The following is a 20,433-nucleotide window of genomic DNA, read 5'->3' as shown; positions in this document are numbered from 1 at the left end:
TGTTATCTGCTATAATGAAATGACTACATATGTTCGCTTTTTTAAAGATGGGAGAGAATTGCAGTGCGTATTCTGGGTATTGATCCGGGGATCGCGATTGTTGGTTTTGGCTTTATTGATAAGATCGGGAGTAAGCTCATTCCTGTGCAGTATGGTTCAATTCAGACCGAAGCACATACGGACCCTGGGATCAGGCTGAAAGATGTCTATGATGCTACGACGCAATTAATAGAGAAGTATAAACCGGACGCGATGTCGATAGAGAAATTGTTCTTTAATCGGAATGTAACGACGGCATTTACTGTAGGACAAGCGCGGGGTGTTATGATTCTTGCGGGTGTTCAGGCTGGGTTGTCGATTGCTGAATATACTCCGCTTCAAGTCAAACAATCCGTTGTTGGCTACGGGAAAGCGGAGAAACACCAAGTACAGGAAATGGTCAAAATATTACTAAAACTATCCCAAGTGCCTAAGCCTGATGATGTGGCCGACGCGCTTGCTATTGCTATTTGCCATGCCCATTCTTCTGCTTTGCAATCTAGGATAAATGAGGTCAGGAAAAGATGATAGATTTCTTAAGAGGGAAAGTTGCTGCACGCGAGAGCGACTATGCGGTGCTGGATGTAAATGGGGTAGGTTATCGTGTATTTTGTCCGAATCCCTATGCGCTGCCGCATAAGGAAGATGAAGCTGTCACGATGTTCATTCATTATCATGTGCGTGAAGATGCTCATTTGCTATTCGGCTTTATGTCACGGGATGAGCAGTCCTTGTTCCGCTTATTGCTTGATGTAACGGGTATTGGACCAAAGGTTGCACTGGGCATTCTTGCTGCAGGCGGAAGACCAGAAGCTGTGATTCTAGCAATTAGCCAGGAGAATCTAGCGTTCTTGACAAAACTCCCTGGCATCGGAAAGAAGACAGCACAGCGGATTATATTGGATCTGAAGGACAAATTGGGTTCGGTAAGCTTCTCAAGTCCGGAAGCTGCGGTTGCTTTAAGCGTGGTCGGATCGGCGCAGCTGACCGATGGCGGTCATGCCTGGAGCGAAGCGAAGGAAGCGTTGATGACGCTTGGCTACACGGAAGCAGAAGCTGATCGTGCATGGTTGCAAGTAAAGCCGAAAGCGAATCCGTCGGATTCTGTTGATGTACTGATGAAGCTTGCGCTGCAAGCTTTGTATACGATGTAGTTGAAGAGGATTGGGCATGACTTAGCCAGTGCTTATGAAGTTAGTTTTGCTAAAGCAAAACTCAGTGAATGCTTACGAAGTTAGTTTTGCAAAAGCAAAACTCTTAGGAGGATCAACATGGACAATGACCGGATTATATCGGCTAATTTAATGATGGAGGACAACACGATTGAGTACAGCCTACGTCCTCGTTATTTGGCCGAATATATCGGCCAGAAGCAGGCGAAGGAAAACCTCAAGATCTATATTGAAGCTGCCAAGATGCGTAAGGAAGCGCTAGATCATGTGCTGCTGTATGGGCCGCCTGGGCTCGGCAAAACGACACTGTCCAACATCATCGCCAACGAACTTGGCGTGAATATAAGAACGACCTCCGGCCCTGCGATCGAGCGGCCGGGCGATTTAGCTGCCATCCTGACGAATTTGCAGGAGGGCGATGTGCTCTTCATCGACGAAATTCACCGCCTCCACCGTACGGTGGAAGAGGTGTTGTATCCGGCGATGGAGGACTTTGCCCTTGATATTATCATCGGCAAGGGGCCGAGCGCACGCTCGGTGCGTCTAGACTTGCCGGCGTTTACCTTGATCGGCGCGACGACACGCGTCGGATTGCTTTCTGCGCCGCTGCGCGACCGTTTCGGGGTCGTCAGTCGGCTGGAGTTTTACACGGTGGAGGAGCTCACCTACATCGTCAGCCGAACGGCCGACATCCTACAGGTCGGCATCGTCGGTGAAGCTGCGCGCGAGATCGGCATGCGCTCGCGGGGAACACCGCGAATCGCGAACCGCTTGCTGAAGCGGGTGCGCGACTTCGCGCAAGTGAAGGGCGATGGCATTATCACGCTGGACATCGCCAGAGAGGCACTCAAGCTCCTACAGGTCGATGACCTTGGGCTTGATGAGATTGATCATAAGATGCTGCGCGCCATCATTCAGAGCTTCCAGGGCGGCCCGGTAGGGCTCGAAACGATTGCCGCCACTATCGGCGAAGAGAGTCAGACGATCGAAGACGTCTACGAGCCTTACTTGCTGCAAATTGGATTCTTGCAGCGTACCCCTAGAGGCCGGATGGTAACGCCTCAGGCCTATCATCATCTAGGTTTACCGGTGCCGGAACAACGGTAATTCGTGATCTTTTGCCACTGCTGGAAGGCGGGCAAAAGATTTTTTTGTTTTCCGTCAAGTTGTTCGGTGCTAGAAAGTATTTTTTTTCTGTTGAGCTTAGCGGTACAAAAAGTTTTTTTGTTTTAGTCGAGCTTTGCTTGTACAAGAAAGCTTTTTGCACTTTTATACGAAAATAAAATGCATTACATCGGAGGAGCATATTATTTTCATTCTTGGGGGTGCCGTCATAGATGACATGATTGTTTCTACAAAGTTGAAGCGTGTAGGGGAATCTCTGAAGCCCTAGCACAATGTATAGCAATGTTGTACAATCTGCAACAATTTCGGTGCTTTACATGGTGTTACTCAGCAATTGTTGTACTAAGGAGTCAATTACATAATTCAAACCCCTTGCTACATAAGGACTTATAGCGCATTCAAAAACAGTCACCTACCCGAGGCATCCATTAGGTGCCAAGATATCATGTTATTCTCTCCGTTTAAGCATTACAAATCAGGGCATTAAAACGGATAAATCCCTTTCTGAATTCTGTAACTACCGAATCTACACTTCACTTAAACGTTAAGAGTCTCTAGGGACTCGAAAATGAAGAAATAGCAGTCTCTAAAGGCTCTTATCCAACTGCATTTCTTCCGAAACCATACTTGGAAAAATCGGACTTTTATTATGAAATTGACTCCTAAGTACAACAGTTTAAGGCCGCACCTGCCCATTTAGTTTTCTACAGTGGAAATTGTTGTATGTTTTGCAACATGAGGATGAGAGTGGAGGAAATTCGATTGCAATGTTGTACTTTCTGCAACAACCGAAGTCCTTTAAGGCTTTAGATGAAGGATTTTTTCACATAGGAGTTTAAATACATAAGATAGTTTGGTTTATGAAATTGACTCAAGATCAACTTTTTAGAGCACTGGTGTATCGGGGTATGGGCTCTTTAGCAGCATCAATAAACAATTTACTAGGGAAATTATTGTTAATTTTGCAATGTTACACGTGATGCAGCAATGAATGTATGATGTTTTTTTGACTATGTAAATATTCTATCTACCAAAACTTCTTCCAATTTCTAGAGTCTAATTTAGTAGAATGCTGCGAAAGAAAGGAAATTGTGTCGAATGAATTGGAGAAATAAGCTGCTTCCCCCTAAGAGAATAGCTTTGATAACGACGGCCGCTTTGACCTTTGGAACATACCCTGCGCTGGTGCCCCATGCAAATGCTGAGGGGATCAAACATTTGGATCAGATTCGTGTTGCACTTTTGATAGATTCAACCAAATATAAGAAAGTAGAACCTGTAGTTACCCTTACTGCATCTGGAGGACTGGATATTGCTGTACGTACTTCAGCCGGTACTGCTGCTAAGCCGTGGGCTTCGATTCCGGATGCTTCGATTCGACTGTCAATTGATCAGTATAGCGTAATTATGCTCGAAACGGTTGACTACACAGCAGCCAAAGCCTTATATGCTAAATTAGCTGCGATGCCCGAAGATAGCTATGTGTTAAGTAGAGTGAAACAAGGTAGAACGGTGTACCAAGTTTATTACGGCAGCTTCCCTTCTAAGGAAGAAGCCGAGGGCGCTGCGGCGCAGGCGCTTAAAGATACAACTGTTTCGGCGTTAACGAAATCGGCTCTTCCTGTATTTAAAGGTCCACTGCATTGGAATGCGGGTACGTTTGCTGATGAGGCTTCTGCTTTGCAGCAGTTGCTTGTGTTTAACCAAGCGGGACTCGAGGCCGATATTGCGCTGCAAGAAGATGCAGCAGGAAAACTAACCTATAGCGTATGGGTAGGTAATGAAGCTACTATAGGACAGTTAGAAGCAGTAAAACAAGCGGCGTTACTCGCAGCTCCCAACTTGTCTTTACAACCCGCGAATACGAAATCATCCTATTTACTTCGCAGGTCGGATGTGACGGCTTCCTCGAATGGCTCCGCTTCGGTGCTTCATTATGCCGCGGCAGCTGGTGATCAAAAGACGGTAATCCATCCAAAGAGTCAGGGAATTTCAATCAAGGAGCGGGCTAACCTCAGTTACCGCGGAGACATGGAAATAAGTACATATCATGGTAAGTTAGCCTTGGTGAATGAAGTGCCGATGGAGCAATATTTATATGCTGTCGTAGGCTCTGAGCTTAGTTCCGGTTGGCCAACTGAAGCGTTGAAGGCACAAGCTGTAGCTGCCCGTACGTTTGCAATCAAACAGGGAAATAAGTATGAGATAGCACAAGTTACGGATACAACGTTAGATCAGGTTTACTTTGGGATACAAAAGGAATTTGCTGCGGGAATACAAGCTGTTGATGCGACGAAAGACGAAGTATTATCAGATAAAAATGGACTGATTTCACCAGTATTTTCTTCGAATTCAGGCGGGATGACTGCGGATCCCTCTGAAGTGTGGGGGAATCCATTAGCTTATTTGCGTAGTGTACCAAGTCCAGATGATGGTGCTGAAAAAGGGAAGGCCATTTGGTATCGCATTCAGTTAACCGATGGTCGAACGGGCTACGTACACAGCATGTATCTCAAAGACACTGGTCAGAAGGGTAAAGAGGGCGCTTCCTACTACGAGGCCACGGAACAAGGTGTAAATGTCCGGACAGCACCTTATGTAGATAATACAGCTAATCCTTCGATCGCTCAGCTTTCCAATAAAGAGAAAGTGTTAGTGTTGGGCCAAGAAAAAGAATCGAATGCCTATTCTTGGATTAGAGGTCCTTACACAAGTAATGAGATCAAAAGTAAATTAGCGGCTGCCAATGTAGTTGTAAGCGGAGATCTGCAATCACTTGAAATATCGAAGCGAGGACCTTCGGGGAGGGTGACCGAACTTAAAGCGAACGGAGTTGTGGTGAAGGTGCCTTATCCCGATGCATTACGTGCGGCACTCGGAGGATTACCCAGCACCCGGTTTGAAATTGTACAAGCAGGAAGTTATACTGGTAATACCCCAAATCCTATTGGCCTAGCGATTGCTGGTGCAGGAAGTAGTGAGACAAGTAACGCTGGCTCTGATTCGGTCTATGTGCTGTCGGGTGGTCAATCACAGCCTACAGCCTTGAAGATAACCGATTTAATTGCTCTAGGCACAGCGGGACAGTCGAAACCGACGTCTTCGCAAGTAACCCCTGTGACTCCTTCTAATCCACAAACATCAGGTCAAGGCAATCAGTTCATTTTCCGTGGAACAGGCTTTGGACACGGACTTGGCATGTCTCAATGGGGTGCAAGAGGCTATGCCGAATTAGGTTACGATTATAAGAAAATACTTCAGTCTTATTATGCTGGAGTCAACATAACTAAGGAATGAATACACAACATGGATGTACAAGCTTTCGATTTTGAACTACCTGAATCATTGATTGCCCAGACGCCGCTGCTTGATCGCACGGCGTCTAGACTGCTTACGCTGAACAAAGAATCAGGTGAGATACATCACCGGACTTTTGAGCAGCTAATTGATTATGCAGAAGCCGGGGATTTACTCGTGATGAATGACACACGAGTCATTCCAGCACGGCTTTTTGGTGCGAAGAAAGACACCGGCGCCAAAGTGGAGATTTTGCTCCTGAAGCCCCTGGGCGAGGATCGTTGGGAGGCCTTGGTAAAACCCGGGAAACGCATGCAATTAGGTGCAGTGGCGGTTTTCGGCGTGAATGCTAACTCAACCGGTGGTGAACAACCTTTGTTGACGGCGGAGGTTGTGGAAGTTGGAGATATGGGTGGTCGTGTACTCCAATTTAGTTATACAGGCATTTTCAATGAGATTCTAGACCGATTGGGCGAGATGCCGCTTCCTCCTTATATTAAGGAGCAGTTATCAGAGCGGGAACGCTATCAAACCGTATATGCAAAGCATGAAGGCTCAGCTGCAGCACCAACGGCAGGACTGCACTTTACCGAAGCCTACTTGGATAAACTGCAAGCTAAGGGTGTCCGTCTTGCATTTATCACCTTGCATGTCGGGCTCGGGACTTTCCGTCCTGTATCTGTGGACACCATTGAAGAACACCAAATGCACGAGGAGTATTACATGCTGTCAGCTGAAACGGCAGCACTAATTAACGAAACCAAAATGAATGGTAAGCGTGTGATTGCTGTGGGGACTACATCTGCACGTACGTTAGAAACGGCTGCGGGCTTGAGCCGTAAGCACGCAGGTAACGACGCTAACGAAAAATTAGTTATTCAGCCTTCACAGGGCTGGACTTCAATTTTTATCTATCCGGGATATACGTTTGGTGTGGTGGATTCCTTGTTAACTAATTTTCACTTACCTAAGTCAACCCTGCTTATGCTCATAAGCGCAATGGCTGGGCGGACGAATGTGTTGCAAGCTTATGAAGAAGCTGTTCGAGAGCAATATCGCTTTTTTAGTTTTGGAGATGCTATGTTAATTTACTAAGATCAGTAGTCAGAAAGACGCTTAGAATAGGAAGTGGATGTATTGGCAGCAGCAGTTACTTACGAACCAATCAAAACATGTAAACAATCCGGAGCACGTCTTGGACGCGTTCACACCCCTCACGGTGTCATTGAGACGCCTGCCTTTATGCCAGTTGGCACACAAGCGACTGTGAAGACGATGAGCCCTGAAGAATTAAAAACGATGGATGCTCATATTATTTTAAGTAATACTTATCATCTCTTCATCAGGCCGGGTCATGATATAGTGAAAGCCGCTGGCGGTTTGCACAAATTCATGAATTGGGACCGACCTATTTTGACAGATAGCGGCGGGTTTCAAGTATTCAGTCTAAGTAACATGCGTAAGATTACAGAAGAAGGCGTACAGTTTAAATCCCACTTGAATGGGGACAAGCTGTTTCTCTCCCCAGAGAAGGCAATGGAGATTCAGAATGCGCTTGGTTCTGATATTATGATGGCTTTTGACGAATGTCCGCCTTTCCCGGCAGAGTACGATTATGTGAAGAAATCACTGGAGCGTACGACGCGCTGGGCTGAGCGCTGTTTGCAAAGTCATAACAGACCAAATGATCAAGGATTGTTCGCCATTATTCAAGGAGGCATGCACGAAGATCTGCGGAGGTTGAGTGCCGAGCAGTTGACTTCCATGGATTTCCCGGGGTATGCTATTGGTGGACTGAGTGTTGGAGAACCTAAGCATTTGATGTATGAAGTACTTGATTACACAACACCTCTTATGCCTGCGAACAAGCCTCGCTATTTGATGGGCGTAGGTTCACCTGATGCCCTAATTGAAGGCTCTATCCGCGGTATCGATATGTTCGATTGCGTACTGCCAACGAGGATAGCCAGGAATGGGACATGTATGACTAGCGAAGGCCGGCTTGTTATTCGTAATGCTAAGCATGCGACCGACTTTGGTCCGCTGGATCCCAAATGTACCTGTTATACCTGTACAAACTATAGCCGGGCTTATATTCGTCATTTAATTAAAGCGGATGAGACCTTCGGAATCAGATTGACTACGATTCATAACCTTCACTTTCTACTACAGCTCATGCGTGATGTAAGAGGAGCCATCCAGGAAGATCGGTTACTTGATTTCCGTGATGAATTCTTTGCCGCTTATGGGCTGAATGATAATGAAAGAGGATTTTAAGAAAGGAGGATACCTATGTTACTATCAGCAGACACTACGAATACAGGTGCAGTTGGGTATTTGTATACATACGGACCTTTAGTGCTCATGTTTGTCGTTCTTTACTTCTTACTTATTCGTCCACAGCAGAAAAGACAGAAAACACGTAATCAAATGCTTGGAGGATTGAAAAAAGGGGATAAGGTCGTTACGATTGGCGGGCTTCACGGAACAATTATGGAGATCACAGATGACATTTGTGTACTTCGTGTCAACGATGCGACGAAAATGACATTTGATCGTTCTGCGATCAATGCTGTTTCTCAAACTACAGCAAAAGAATAAAATAAAAAAGCGAGATCCTTCAATCAGGTTCTCGCTTTTTATTTGGTTTTCTAAAAGATATAAAAGTTATTATAGTTCATTATTCTTTAAGCGTTTTAGCAAAGCTTGCTCGCCAAGAACAAGACGGCCATCGGATATACGTAAGCCCACTCTGGCTGCTACGACACCAAGCACAACACCGGCACACATGTCAGATAACCAGTGGATGCCCAGATAAAAAATCGTGAAGATGATGAAAGCGGAAGAGCAAGGTACGAATATTTTCCAAAACGTACTTCGGCTTTTCACTGCAATTACAGCCATCGAAACTGAGATCGATGTGTGTAAGCTTGGAAAACAATTGTCAAGTCCGGAAAGTGGCCGATAATCTTGTTCAAAGGTTGGGAACACATCCAGTATCAGAAGCTTAACATTAGGATGAAACGACCAAACTTCGTTCACTGGGAAAAACAAATAGAATGGTATAGCGATCATATAGTTGAACATGAGTGCGTAGCAAATGGCGTAAAAGAGTCTATAATTTTTCTGGTACGTATAAAGCGCAATCGATGTTATCATTACAGCAGGAAATACGACCACATAAAAATAACTGCTAACTAAAGTCAATGTATCATTATGGAAAAAATGCTGAATGGATGAAACAAAGTTGCCTTCAATGCCATAGATCGACTTGGTGAAATCGGTTCTGATATCGATCCCTTTTTCAACCCACATCTCAACTTTATTAAAAAATAGGATGGTAATCAGTGCAGCAAAGTGAAGGAGATACTTACGAGAAGTAAATATTTCTTGAACAAAGCTTCCGGCAATATTAAATGGACTTTTACGTGTCGCAGCGATCAGAAAAATTAAAACAGTGATAACTATATAGACCGTTGCATGCGTCATCGAATGAAAAGGGCTCATGGTGTTTTCCCCCTAATATTGGAAATTATTTGCGGCAATAACTATGATATTATACCACAATCTAAGGGGGAAAGTGATATCTTCACGGAAACGTCTTATTTTTGCGTGTTAACGCCAAGTATTCCGCCCAATGCTCCTGACACGAATAGAATGCTAAGTAATTGAAGGGATTGAAGATTCAAACCTGCATCGAAAGCAAGAAAACCAACCAAAAAAATGAGGATAAAATAGACAAAGCCTACAATTCCCCCGTGATACCAGCCGCGGTTTCCAGCTCTTTTGCCTGAAACCCAGCCGCCAATAAATAGGGAAACAGCATGAATAATCGTAGTTAACATATGCAGAGAGCTTTCTTGTGTGCTGGTTAAAAGAAGAAATAATGACGTCATTATTGTTCCAATTGTCATCATACTTAATGAATAAACAAGTCCAGAAAATAAAGGAGACGTTATTCGAACCTGACTGACCGTTTTCATAGGGTTCACAGGCCACCAATCCTTTCGTATATTCGTTCGTTTCATTAACATCATTGTATGGCCAAGCACATAGAATTAGTACAGACTGTTCAAAGGGAAGGGGATAATTATGACAGAATTTTCTCAAGGTCCTGCTTTATGGCAAGCTATCGCTGCCTTGATCATTTTTGCCGCGGCTTATGTTTGTATCTTGATTGAGAAATGGGATCGGATGTATACAGCATTAGGTGGAGCCCTTCTTATGATCATTATGGGGATTGTTCCGCTTAGCAAGGCAGTTACAAGTTACGCGAACTGGCATGTTCTTTTACTTATCATTAGCTTATTTGTTATTTCTGGCGTTTTTCAGAAAACAGGAATTATCGCCTATTCGGCAACTTATATCCTTCGAAAGTTTCGAATACAGCCAATTACGATTCTACTTAGTTTGTCAGTCCTTTCAGCGATAATATCAGCGCTTTTGGATGGTTTGCTAGCAATAGCTGTACTGGTGCCGATCCTGCTGAAGACGACGAAATTGATGAAATTATCTCCAGTTCCTTTTCTGATTAGTATTCTCTTATCCGTGAATATTGGTGGAGCTGCAACGCTCATGGGGAACATGCCTAACCGAATGATTGGGGCTGCAGAGAACATATCCGCTGGGGAGATGCTACTAAAGCTCGGCCCACTTGTAATCATACTGCTAGCTCTCGTATATCTCGTGATATGGCTGATTTACGGGAAGAAGATGATTGTCGCAGAAACGTATAAAAGAGAGCTGCTTACGTTACAACCCTCCTCCTACTTGGTTTCAGATCGAGGATTTTTTGCTGGGAGTTGTTTAATCACTCTACTTACTCTGATAGCTTTATTGCTTCAAGGCGTTCTTGGATGGAATGCTTCGTATATTGCTGCGTGTGGGGCGGTGGCTCTATTAGCATTAAACTATAAAGAATTAGTCCAACTGGTTAAACGAAGAGACTATCTTTCCATATGGCAAGGCTTGAAAGAAACACAATTGCTATTTTTCTTTGGATTATTCATCATGATCGGCGGCTTAACGTATGCCGGGATTACCGGATTTATTGCTGTGAGAGGTTTAGAAATCAGTCAAGGAAACATCCCCTTCTTATCCATTCTTCTGTTATGGCTTACTGGCTTTGGCTCTGCCATGATGGACTACATTCCTTATACAGCTGCTATGATTCCAGTCGTAGATCATATGGGCAGTACGCTGCAAAGTGCAGCCGGAATCTCAACAGTTTCCTCATTATGGTGGTCCTTAATCGTAGGAACTGCCATTGGCAGCGGCGTAACTCTTCTGAGTTCAATGACTAGCATGTACGCGGCCGCTCTTTCTGATCAGGAGGGAGGAGGGCTAACACATCGTGGATATATGATTGTGGCCGCTCCGATTTCCCTGCTTTTATTCATAGCAGCTACAATTTATTTCAAGTTATTTCTGTAGGAATTGCCAACAATTGAATACGTAAATTCTGCATGACGAAGTGCATGTGCGGTCAGAATACCATTGAACTCCGGCAAGCAAGAGCTTAGATCAGGGGAGGCTAACGATGGATATTCTGACCATTTTTTTACGTACCGTGCTGATCTACTTTGTTGTTTTTCTCATGTTAAGGATTATGGGGAAACGTGAAATTGGTAAACTTTCGCTGTTTGATCTTGTAATCTCGATCATGATTGCAGAAATTGCGGTTTTTGTTATTGAGGATTCTGACAAACCACTCATGGATGGGCTTGTCCCGATGGCAACGCTAGTACTCATCCAAATCTTGATTGCGTTTATTACGTTAAAAAGTAGAGCGGTTCGAGTTCTATTTGACGGAAAGCCGAGCGTCTTAATCAACAAGGGATTGATTAATCGAGAAGAAATGAAGAAGCATCGATATAATTTAGATGATTTGATGCAGCAACTAAGACAGAATAAGATTATAAATGTGGCAGATGTGGAGTTCGCAGTGTTAGAACCTTCGGGGAAGTTAAGTGTAGTGGAGAGAAAAGTGAAAGAGACAGAGAAAGAGGCAGAGACAGAGACAGCTAAAGTCAATGATGGAATAAAGGGGATGATTCGCTATGAAGGACTTCCGCTGCCTCTCATTATGGATGGTAAAGTACAGGATGACAATTTGAATAAAATAGGAAAAACTAGATTTTGGCTGAAAAATCAGCTCCAAGCTAAAGGAGCACGTGATTTTAAAGAAGTGTTTTACTGCTCCATTGATCATAGAGGCCGAATGTTTCTGGATCGTAAAAGATAAGCTGCTCATCAGCGTATGATTTTTTTGCCCATGTTCATAAGCCGGCTTATGTCCTTTAAGCTAATTAGACGAAATACAGTGATAAACAATAAGTACACAATAAACCCTATTAGAAAAGAGGTTACAAAACGAAGCCAATCAGTTGAAGTCCAAGATGTATACATGACGATGTAACTACAAAGCCCGGAAAGCGCCATAGCCGCCCCAATTTTACCGAAATCACTACCTTCCATGCGGAATTTCAACAAGCGTACAACACTATTCCAATGCAGCAGCGTTACTAAGACGATGTTCACATTGATGGCGAAAATAGCTCCGTGAATACCCATTTCCGGCTTGCTGGCCAGCCAATATATGAGAATAAGCTTAACCGATGAGCCAATCAAGGTGTTGATTAAAGCGGCTCCTGGCTTGTTTAAAGCTTGTAAAGCGGACTGTAACGGAGCTTGAAAATAAATAAATATAGCGATCGGAGCCATCATTTTCAGCATGACCCCTACATCGGGTTGATTGTACATGTACGTACAGATCGGTTCAGCAAGAACGAACATGAGGACTGCGAATGGAGCGCCGGTTACTAAAGCCAGCTTCAAGGATTGATGCAGTCGCATGTGAATCGTTTTGATATCTTTGCGGGCAAGGGCTTCGCTTAATGAGGGAACGAGTGAGACCGATAATGACATTGTAAGAGCGCTAGGCAGAAGTATGATGGGGATAATCATCCCTTGTAAGGCGCCGTATTGGGCTGTAGCCAATGATGTTGAAATGCCCGCTATCGCCAGACTTTGTGCAATCAGAATGGATTCGAACAGGTAGGAACTTGCCCCAATCAATTTACTGCCTGTTATAGGGATCGCAATTCGCATAATCCTACGAAAATTAGAAAGTCTGCCATTCGTTTTATTCGTACCAATTTGAGCAATAGGGGCTTTTGGAGATGCTTTCTTGTCGTACTTGAAATGGATGGCTAAGACGACTAGGCCGCCAATTTCTCCTGCTAGGACACCCATCATTGCCCCGGCTGCTGCATATTCGATCCCATAGGGGATCATTACATACGAACAAACGAGAACCATGACAATACGGATGAGTGTCTCCATAATTTGAGAAGTAGCGGTAGGGATCATATTCTGTCTTCCCTGAAAATAGCCGCGATACACGGCGGAGATTCCGATGATCGGGATCATTGGACTCATACACAGGAATGTGTAGTAAACTCGTGAGTCGGTTAATAAATGAGATGTGATCCACGAAGCTCCTAGAACACAAGCGATCGTAAATACGACACTGAGAGAGAGAGTAATGGCTAACGAAATTTTTAGAATGCTGCGGATTCTCGTTTCGTTGTGTTCAGCCTCTGCTTCTGCAATCAACTTGGCAATCGCGACAGGTATCCCGCCTGTTATTATGGTTAAGATGACGGACAAGAATGGCCAACCCATATGATAAATACCGATACCTTCAGCACCGATGACACGCGGTAAAGTAATTCTAGGTATGAAGCCAAGAATACGGTTCAAAATGCCTGCGGCTAACAGGATCATCGTGCCTCTAATAAACGACTGCTTGGTCACTGCCATTCCCTCTTCCGATACGTGTCATATCCTATGACTATGCGAGGGCTGGCCAAGCTCATGCTAACATTTTATGGACAGGTCACAGTTTGGCAGGAAAATGGTGGATGAACAGCGAATTATTCTAATGAGTAAAGGTAAATCACACCTTAGGAGGTTCTCCCAATGAACGGAGAAGATAACGATCAAGTACCTCATCATCCTGAGGACAATAAGAATGAACAGGCAGAGGCTAGCGAACCAGCATTCATAGATACAGAGGAAGAAGAAGAGGTTTCCCTTACTGATATAGAACTTAATGAGCTTATCGAAAGCTTATGTTTAAGCAAAGTTGAAGAATTTGTTATGCTTGGCTACGAACATGTGAGTGGTAAAGATATTTGGGATTGCGTTAGCGACAAATATCGTAAAACGGGTGTCCCTTCGCTTCATCAAATCGTAAATGACATTTTGTCGCTCAAATCAACGGCGTTCATGAACTGGATGACGATTAGTATGTATAAAGGAGCCCAATTCTAAGAATGGGCTTATTTTTCATGAAACGACTTAAATTGACTCGATTTTCAGACCTGAGTATAATAGGCATATTGAGTATGGAAGGGAGACAAGCAAGAGATGGTGGATTGGAAAAGAATATCGTTCTTTTTTCTAACGGTTGTTATTGTTCTCGGAGCGATCGGAGTAACAAGCCCTAGTCTTGTAGAACGAATTAAGCTTGGATTGGATTTAAAGGGCGGGTTTGAAATTTTATACACCGCAGAGCCTTTGGCAGCAGGTGCACCATTGACGAAGGAAACGCTTACGCAAGCAGCAGAAAGTCTTGCAAAACGAGCTGACTCCCTTGGTGTAGCCGAACCTGAGGTTTATCCGGAAGGATCAGATCGCATTCGTGTACGTCTTGCGGGTGTGAAAAATGAGGAAGAAGTTAGAGGCTTAATGTCTAAGCCTTCGGTTCTTACATTTAGAGGTCCGGATGGAACGGTCTATATGAACGGAACAGATTTCGTAGAAAATGCGGCTAAATTAAGCTACGATCCGAATACGAAGCAACCGATTGTCGAAATCAAGATGAAAAGCAGGGAGAAATTTAAAGAAGTAACGACGAAGCTTGTTGGTAGCACCTTGTCCATTTACTTGGATGATGAAGTGAAGTCGACAGCATCTGTTAATTTTCCCATTGACAGTGATTCAGCGATTATTACACAAACGAGTGTAGCGGAAGCAACGAAAGTAGCTAAGATGATTAACTTGGGTGCGATGCCGTTGAAATTAACAGAGAAATATATTCAGCGTGTGGATGCCACTTTAGGTACAGCGTCGCTTCACCAAACGGCTAGAGCTGGTTTAATTGCTTCGATCTTAATCTTCATCTTCATGGTACTGTATTACCGTGCACCAGGTCTCGTGGCTGCATTTACACTGATTACTTATGTATGGGTGCTATTGGCTATATTCGACTTTATGAATGCAACACTAACACTGCCAGGTATTGCGGCCCTCGTCTTAGGAGCAGGTATGGCGGTCGATGCGAACATTATTACTTATGAAAGAATCCGTGAGGAAATACGTGCCGGCAAGAGCATTCTTTCATCTTTGAAATCAGGCTCCAAACATTCTTTCCGTACAATTATGGATGCTAACGTTACGAATTTGATTGCTGGTATTGTTCTGTACTACGTCGGAAACGGCGCTATTCGCGGTTTCGCGGTTATTACGATGATGAGTATTATTATCAGTATCTTAACGAACGTATTGTTCTCCAGATGGCTGCTGCATCTTATCATACGGGGCAACTTGCTGAAAAAGCCAAGTTATTTCGGTGTGAAGGAGGCAGATATCCGTGGGCTTTAAGAAAAAATATGATTTTGTAAAAAATCGTAATAAGTTTTTCATTATTTCGATTGCTCTTCTTGTTATTGGTCTGTCCGTTATGCTGTTTTCTGGCATGAATTTCGGTGTTGATTTCAAAGCAGGAACGAATATTGATCTTGTCGTTGGCAAACAACTAGACAAGGCCAAGGTTGAAGAGATCTTGCATACTCTTACAACGAATGGCGATATAAAATCGAACTATGCGGATCCAACAATCGGCGGTAATAACAGTGATCGTGTCTCCATCCGATTCGATGATGTGTTGAATGATGATGCGGTTAATAAGATCCAAAAAGCATTCGCAACCGCATATGGCACTGAGGTTTCCAAAGAAATCAACACAGTTGATCCACAATTAGCGAAGGAATTGTTGCTTAAGGCGGTATATGCCGTCGCCATTTCCAGCGTGTTGATTTGTTTGTATGTAAGTATTCGTTTCGAGTGGCGCTTTGCCGTAGCAGCGATTATTGCCATACTTCATGATGCTTTTATGGTTATCGCTATGTTTTCGATTTTCCGCTTTGAAGTGAACTTACCGTTTCTAGCGGCAGTTTTGACCACAATCGGTTATTCCATCAATGATAAAATTGTTATTTTTGACCGTATTCGTGAAAATCTGCGATTTGCTAAACTCAAAACGGACGAGGATCTCGTTGCATTGGTCAACGATAGTATCTGGCAGACGATGGCGCGTAATATTAATACTGTACTAGTGGTATTGTTAGCCGCAGGATGTTTGTATATTTTCGGTAGTGAGTCCATTAAACTTTTCGCACTTGCGAAGTTAATCGGTTTAACAAGCGGAGCTTATTCGTCTATTTTCATTGCATGTTCACTGTGGTACTTATTGAAAAGAAAAACTTTACGTAGTTCTAAAAAGAAAGCTGCAGCGTAATAACCATAATAACCGGCCGCGTGAATGTTGCGCGGCCTTTGTATCCGTTCAGGGGGAGTGTCCACGTGAATGACGAGCGTTTTCAAAAGACAGAAGTCACTGTCTGGGTAGCTATTGCCGGGAATGTTGCACTTGCCTGTCTTAAGGTAATTGTTGGGTTTATGTCGCAAAGTAAAGCACTTCTCGCTGACGCGGTACATTCCGTATCTGAGGCAGTGAGTTCTATTGATGCATTAATTAAACTAAGAACTGCAGAAGCGGTGCCTCAAGATGCTTACCCCAGTCGTCAAGATAAGAAGGTTTCCATCACATCCATTCTGTTGTCGATTGTTATTCTAGTCTTAGGTGTTGAATTAGGTATCTCTACCTTTAAATCCATATGGGTTGACGTAGAGCATGCTCCTAAGGTGTATGCGCTTGTTGCAATTGGAATTTCGCTCTTAATTAAAGAGATCATGTTTCAATATACATACCGGATGGGGAAGCGTTTAGGATCTCAGGAATTAATTGCTAATAGCTGGGGACACCGTTCCGATATATACTCTTCTATTGTAGCTCTCATTGGTGTGTTAGGAGCCTTAATGGGCAATTATCTAAACCTATCTTTTCTTTATTATTTGGATTCACTTGCGGGATTATTAATATCTCTAATGGTGTTGAAGATGGGGTATTCGTTACTTAAGGAAACCTTACATACGAAAATGGATTACGTCCTGCTGCAGGAAGATGCCGCTGAACTGATTGCTGCCGTACAGATGATAAAAGGTGTAATAACCGTTGATGATTTGCAGGCAAGGGAACATGGCCATTATGTCGTTGTCGATATCAAAATTAGCGTAAATCCAAGGGTCTCTGTAGGGGAAGGACATGAAGTCTCCAAAAAGATCAAACAACAGTTGATGAAACGATTCCATCATGTTTCCGATGTTTTTGTTCAGGTAAACCCCTACGATGCAGGATATCCTTACAAAAATAATACGGATACCGAGTTAAGTGAGTTTCCATCCGTTATTCACTAAATAAGCGTTAAAAACTAAGCTTACGAAGAAAGTTTTGCACAGCAAAACTCTAAGGAGGACACACCGAGTGCTAGCACCGAAGGCAAGATGGAGCATAGGAAATGCGGATGAAATGCTCGTTGAAACATTTGCGCGCGAGCTGCAGATAGACCCGCTCGTTGCCAAGTTGCTTGTTCTTCGAGATATAGGCACCGTGCCAGATGCTGAACAATTCTTGCATGGCGGAGTCCACTATTATAATGACCCGTTTCTGCTTGACGGGATGCTCCCAGCTGTAGAACGCATCCGAAAGGCTCTTCAGAATGATGAATTAATACGTGTCTATGGTGATTACGATGCAGATGGCGTAAGCAGCACCTCATTGATGGCTCACTTGTTGAAAGGGCTAGGAGCTCGTTTCGATACGTATATCCCTCATCGCATTCGAGAAGGCTATGGGCTGAATCGTTCGGCGATCGAATTAGCCAAAGCGCAAGGCGTCACGCTATTAATCACCGTTGATACAGGCATTAGTGCCGTTCAAGAAGTAGCCTATTGTCAGGAATTAGGCCTAGATGTTATCGTAACGGATCATCATGAGCCTCCTGAGATACTGCCTCAAGCTTTAGCCGTCATTAATCCGAAGAAGCCAGGTTGCCCATATCCTTATAAACATCTTGCAGGGGTTGGTGTTGCTTTTAAGTTAGCCCATGCCATACTTGATCGATTGCCTGAAGAACTATTGGAGTTTGCTGCGCTCGGAACGGTTGCTGACTTGATGCCTCTTACGGGGGAGAATCGCTTAATCGTTAAGCAGGGTCTGCAGCGTATGCAGGATTCTACTTACGCAGGATTTCGTTCACTCATTGGTGTATCCGGTATTGAAAACAAGGAAGTGACCGCAACTCATATTGGCTTCTCGTTAGCACCCAGAATTAACGCAAGCGGCCGACTGGAAGCTGCAGATATTGCCGTGAAGCTGCTCACAACATCGGATGAGAAAGAAGCGGAGCAAATTGCCTTTGAACTGGATATGCTGAATAAAGAACGTCAACTTATCGTAGAAGACATGGTGCAAGAAGCTTTTGTTCTAGCCGAACAGCAGCAAGCCAAAGGTTTAGATAAAGTGATTGTTGTCGCTAAGGAACAATGGAACGTCGGTGTTGTCGGTATTGTTGCATCCAAGATCGTAGAGAAATTTTACCGACCGACCTTAGTGCTAAGCATAGATCCACAAACAGGTATGGCCAAAGGTTCTGCGCGCTCGATTACCGGCTTTGATTTACACAAAGCTCTAACTGCTTGTGATGAGATGCTCGACCACTACGGCGGCCATCAAGCGGCTGCGGGTATGAGTCTGAACAGCAGCCATGTGGAGGCATTCACTCAGAAGTTGAACGAACTAGCAGCAGCAGCACTTACGGAACAGGATTTCATTCCTCTTCTGAAAGCCGATGCGGCGTGCAGCTTGTCAGATGTTCCGATTGCAAGTATTGAGCAGTTAGAGAAGCTCGCGCCCTTTGGTATGGGCAATCCTGCGCCGAGGTTCATGTTTACCGATTTATCGCTCGGCGATATCCGGACGATGGGCAAGGAGAAACAGCATCTCAAGCTAGCCCTCTCCGAAATGAAGGAAGAAGTAAGCTGCTCAGTGGAAGCCGTCGGTTTCGGCAAAGGAAGCTTGGCTGGTCTGATCGCGCCTGCCGCAAAGGTAGATGTGCTAGGAGAGCTTTCGATCAACGAATGGAACGGTGTGCGGAAGCCGCAAATCATGATGCAGGATCTTCGTATAACGCATATGCAGCTGTTTGATTGGCGGGGAGCGGGACAATTAAGCTCTAAGCTTAGCGTGCTTCAGAACACGATTGCTGCGGGGAATGGTAACCTCACACTAACTCCAGCTATCGTTCTGTTTGACGAATCAGATGCAGCCTTGTTTACTTCAACAGCGTTTCAGTTAGGCGGCTCTGTGCCCTACTGGATTGTTCAAGATAGCGAACAATTACGGCCTGGTAACGAAACAGCCCGGCAATTGGAATTTGCTAACATGCAGGATATTATCTTGTACACGATCCCACGCAGCGTTGCTAGCCTGCAGAGTGTGCTTCATCAAGCCAGTGGAATGATGCGCTGTTATCCAGTATTTGCAGAGCTAGGGCCTGACAGCGGCAGCACGCTGCCATCTCGAGACATGTTTAAAATGCTGTATGGCACTTTGCAAAAAGAAGGATCGCTGAATGTCCAGGATGTGCGATTAATGACCTCGTTTAGTAAACGATCGGGGCTTTCTCCGGCAATGATTCAATTTATTTTATCCGTTTTTGAGGAGCTTGGTTTTGTTGAAATACAAGGCGGCTTCGTTAAACTTCATGCGTCACCGGCAAAGAGAGATCTCACAGCATCCCGCTTGTATCAGCATAGATTGCATCGCCAGGAAGTTGAATCCATTGTCATGTACTCCTCAGCCAAAGAGCTGGAGGAATGGATTGCCGATCAAATAAAAAAAGAAAATCACATTTTGGAGGAAATTATATGAATTTCAAAGAGCACATTCGCGTCATCCCGGACTTTCCACAACCAGGCATTCGTTTCAAAGACATCACAACGTTATTGCAAAATGGGCCGGTTTATAGAGAAGCTATCGATCAGATGAAAGCATTAATTAAAGAGAAACAAATCGATGTAATTGCGGGTCCTGAAGCTCGTGGCTTTGTAATTGGCGCTCCGCTCGCTTATTCACTTGGAATAGGCTTTATTCCAATTCGTAAAAGTGGCAAATTGCCTGGCGAGACGATAGAGGCTGACTACGCTCTTGAATATGGCAAGGATAAATTAGCCATGCATAAAGATGCTATTAAACCAGGTCAAAAGGTACTGATTGCGGATGATTTACTTGCAACAGGCGGAACGATTCAAACATCGATCGACTTGATTAATCAGCTTGGTGGGGAAGTTGTAGGTGCTGCATTCTTAATCGAATTATCCTACTTAGACGGTAGAAGTAAGTTTAATGGGATTGACGTGGTTTCCTTAGTTCAATATTAAAATTAAAGCTGAGAATCGAATGCTAGTGTTCGATTCTTTTTTATACAATGGAAGCTAATATTTCAGGAATACGTTCAATGATTTGCGAGAAAATGCTGCTTTTTGTCGAATGCATGGTGCGAACAGTTGACGTGGGGCCTGCCTTGCAGGCATAATGAATAAAAATCGATTA

General features: G+C 44.1%; 18 protein-coding genes. 15 read left to right on the top strand and 3 right to left on the bottom strand.

Features of this window, described 5'->3' with window-relative positions:
- The first annotated feature begins 63 nt into the window (after positions 1-63).
- The 7 genes from ruvC to yajC all read left to right on the top strand — a co-directional run bounded on the left by ruvC (position 64) and on the right by yajC (position 8,234).
- Positions 64-567, top strand: a complete 504-nt coding sequence (gene ruvC / locus ASG85_RS29650) for a crossover junction endodeoxyribonuclease RuvC (RefSeq protein ID WP_057306137.1) — start codon at positions 64-66, stop codon at positions 565-567.
- Positions 564-1,193: a Holliday junction branch migration protein RuvA gene (gene ruvA / locus ASG85_RS29645; RefSeq protein ID WP_057306136.1), complete on the top strand. Its 630-nt coding sequence runs from the start codon at positions 564-566 to the stop codon at positions 1,191-1,193. The genes ruvC and ruvA overlap by 4 nt, the downstream gene beginning before the upstream one ends.
- Positions 1,194-1,310: 117 nt before the next feature.
- Positions 1,311-2,318 carry a Holliday junction branch migration DNA helicase RuvB gene (ruvB, locus tag ASG85_RS29640; protein ID WP_060648577.1) on the top strand — a complete coding sequence of 336 codons (1,008 nt, stop codon included), beginning with the start codon at positions 1,311-1,313 and terminating at the stop codon, positions 2,316-2,318.
- A 1,116-nt stretch (positions 2,319-3,434) separates the two neighbouring features.
- Positions 3,435-5,633, top strand: a complete 2,199-nt coding sequence (locus ASG85_RS29635; protein WP_060648576.1) for a SpoIID/LytB domain-containing protein — start codon at positions 3,435-3,437, stop codon at positions 5,631-5,633.
- 9 nt (positions 5,634-5,642) lie between these two features.
- Positions 5,643-6,728, top strand: coding sequence for a tRNA preQ1(34) S-adenosylmethionine ribosyltransferase-isomerase QueA (queA, locus tag ASG85_RS29630; RefSeq protein WP_060648575.1), 1,086 nt, complete (start codon positions 5,643-5,645; stop codon positions 6,726-6,728).
- A gap of 42 nt (positions 6,729-6,770) precedes the next feature.
- On the top strand, positions 6,771-7,910 hold the full coding sequence (tgt, locus tag ASG85_RS29625) for a tRNA guanosine(34) transglycosylase Tgt (RefSeq protein ID WP_060648574.1): 1,140 nt from the start codon (positions 6,771-6,773) through the stop codon (positions 7,908-7,910).
- 15 nt (positions 7,911-7,925) lie between these two features.
- Positions 7,926-8,234 (top strand): preprotein translocase subunit YajC, encoded by a 309-nt coding sequence (gene yajC, locus ASG85_RS29620; protein ID WP_060648573.1) that lies wholly within the window; start codon positions 7,926-7,928, stop codon positions 8,232-8,234.
- A gap of 69 nt (positions 8,235-8,303) precedes the next feature.
- Here the strand turns inward: yajC and ASG85_RS29615 are convergent, their stop codons facing one another.
- Both ASG85_RS29615 and ASG85_RS29610 read right to left on the bottom strand, forming a co-directional pair.
- The gene (locus ASG85_RS29615) at positions 8,304-9,140 is read right to left on the bottom strand and encodes a phosphatase PAP2 family protein (protein ID WP_057306131.1); all 837 of its coding nucleotides are present in this window, start codon (positions 9,138-9,140) and stop codon (positions 8,304-8,306) included.
- A 95-nt stretch (positions 9,141-9,235) separates the two neighbouring features.
- Positions 9,236-9,616: a TIGR04086 family membrane protein gene (locus ASG85_RS29610; RefSeq protein ID WP_235550252.1), complete on the bottom strand. Its 381-nt coding sequence runs from the start codon at positions 9,614-9,616 to the stop codon at positions 9,236-9,238.
- A gap of 109 nt (positions 9,617-9,725) precedes the next feature.
- Between ASG85_RS29610 and ASG85_RS29605 the strand changes: the two genes are divergently transcribed.
- Positions 9,726-11,066, top strand: coding sequence for an SLC13 family permease (locus ASG85_RS29605; protein WP_060648571.1), 1,341 nt, complete (start codon positions 9,726-9,728; stop codon positions 11,064-11,066).
- Between the two features lie 106 nt (positions 11,067-11,172).
- A complete protein-coding gene (locus ASG85_RS29600) occupies positions 11,173-11,877 on the top strand; it encodes a DUF421 domain-containing protein (protein ID WP_060648570.1) in 705 nt (234 codons plus the stop codon).
- A gap of 8 nt (positions 11,878-11,885) precedes the next feature.
- Here the strand turns inward: ASG85_RS29600 and spoVB are convergent, their stop codons facing one another.
- Complete coding sequence (gene spoVB, locus ASG85_RS29595; protein ID WP_060648569.1) at positions 11,886-13,451, bottom strand: stage V sporulation protein B; 1,566 nt, start codon at positions 13,449-13,451, stop codon at positions 11,886-11,888.
- 165 nt (positions 13,452-13,616) lie between these two features.
- On the opposite strand from spoVB, the gene ASG85_RS29590 reads away from it, so the two are divergent.
- From ASG85_RS29590 to ASG85_RS29565, 6 genes are all read left to right on the top strand, one after another.
- Positions 13,617-13,970 (top strand): post-transcriptional regulator, encoded by a 354-nt coding sequence (locus ASG85_RS29590; protein ID WP_082562462.1) that lies wholly within the window; start codon positions 13,617-13,619, stop codon positions 13,968-13,970.
- Positions 13,971-14,066: 96 nt separating this feature from the next.
- Positions 14,067-15,302: a protein translocase subunit SecD gene (gene secD, locus ASG85_RS37365; RefSeq protein WP_060648568.1), complete on the top strand. Its 1,236-nt coding sequence runs from the start codon at positions 14,067-14,069 to the stop codon at positions 15,300-15,302.
- A complete protein-coding gene (secF, locus tag ASG85_RS37360; RefSeq protein ID WP_060648567.1) occupies positions 15,292-16,218 on the top strand; it encodes a protein translocase subunit SecF in 927 nt (308 codons plus the stop codon). Before secD ends, secF begins: the two co-directional genes overlap by 11 nt.
- 65 nt (positions 16,219-16,283) lie before the next feature.
- Positions 16,284-17,237 (top strand): cation diffusion facilitator family transporter, encoded by a 954-nt coding sequence (locus ASG85_RS29575; protein WP_060648566.1) that lies wholly within the window; start codon positions 16,284-16,286, stop codon positions 17,235-17,237.
- Between the two features lie 67 nt (positions 17,238-17,304).
- Entirely contained in the window at positions 17,305-19,752 is a 2,448-nt protein-coding gene (recJ, locus tag ASG85_RS29570; RefSeq protein ID WP_060648565.1) for a single-stranded-DNA-specific exonuclease RecJ, read from the top strand.
- Positions 19,749-20,261 (top strand): adenine phosphoribosyltransferase, encoded by a 513-nt coding sequence (locus ASG85_RS29565; protein WP_057306122.1) that lies wholly within the window; start codon positions 19,749-19,751, stop codon positions 20,259-20,261. Before recJ ends, ASG85_RS29565 begins: the two co-directional genes overlap by 4 nt.
- The last annotated feature ends 172 nt before the right edge of the window (positions 20,262-20,433 follow it).

Origin of the sequence: Paenibacillus sp. Soil724D2 (assembly GCF_001427935.1) — a bacterium.
In the GTDB taxonomy this organism is placed as follows: Bacteria; Bacillota; Bacilli; order Paenibacillales; family NBRC-103111; genus Paenibacillus_E.
The sequence above is the reverse complement of the archived record's forward strand: the minus strand, read 5'-3'. Positions and strand labels throughout refer to the sequence as shown.

Coding starts and splice junctions, on each gene's coding strand:
- ruvA (WP_057306136.1), top strand. CDS start 564: ATGATAGATTTCTTAAGAGGGAAAGTTGCTGCACGCGAGAGCGACTAT.
- ruvB (WP_060648577.1), top strand. CDS start 1,311: ATGGACAATGACCGGATTATATCGGCTAATTTAATGATGGAGGACAAC.
- ASG85_RS29635 (WP_060648576.1), top strand. CDS start 3,435: ATGAATTGGAGAAATAAGCTGCTTCCCCCTAAGAGAATAGCTTTGATA.
- queA (WP_060648575.1), top strand. CDS start 5,643: ATGGATGTACAAGCTTTCGATTTTGAACTACCTGAATCATTGATTGCC.
- yajC (WP_060648573.1), top strand. CDS start 7,926: ATGTTACTATCAGCAGACACTACGAATACAGGTGCAGTTGGGTATTTG.
- ASG85_RS29615 (WP_057306131.1), bottom strand. CDS start 9,140: ATGAGCCCTTTTCATTCGATGACGCATGCAACGGTCTATATAGTTATC.
- ASG85_RS29610 (WP_235550252.1), bottom strand. CDS start 9,616: ATGAAAACGGTCAGTCAGGTTCGAATAACGTCTCCTTTATTTTCTGGA.
- ASG85_RS29605 (WP_060648571.1), top strand. CDS start 9,726: ATGACAGAATTTTCTCAAGGTCCTGCTTTATGGCAAGCTATCGCTGCC.
- ASG85_RS29600 (WP_060648570.1), top strand. CDS start 11,173: ATGGATATTCTGACCATTTTTTTACGTACCGTGCTGATCTACTTTGTT.
- ASG85_RS29590 (WP_082562462.1), top strand. CDS start 13,617: ATGAACGGAGAAGATAACGATCAAGTACCTCATCATCCTGAGGACAAT.
- secD (WP_060648568.1), top strand. CDS start 14,067: ATGGTGGATTGGAAAAGAATATCGTTCTTTTTTCTAACGGTTGTTATT.
- ASG85_RS29565 (WP_057306122.1), top strand. CDS start 19,749: ATGAATTTCAAAGAGCACATTCGCGTCATCCCGGACTTTCCACAACCA.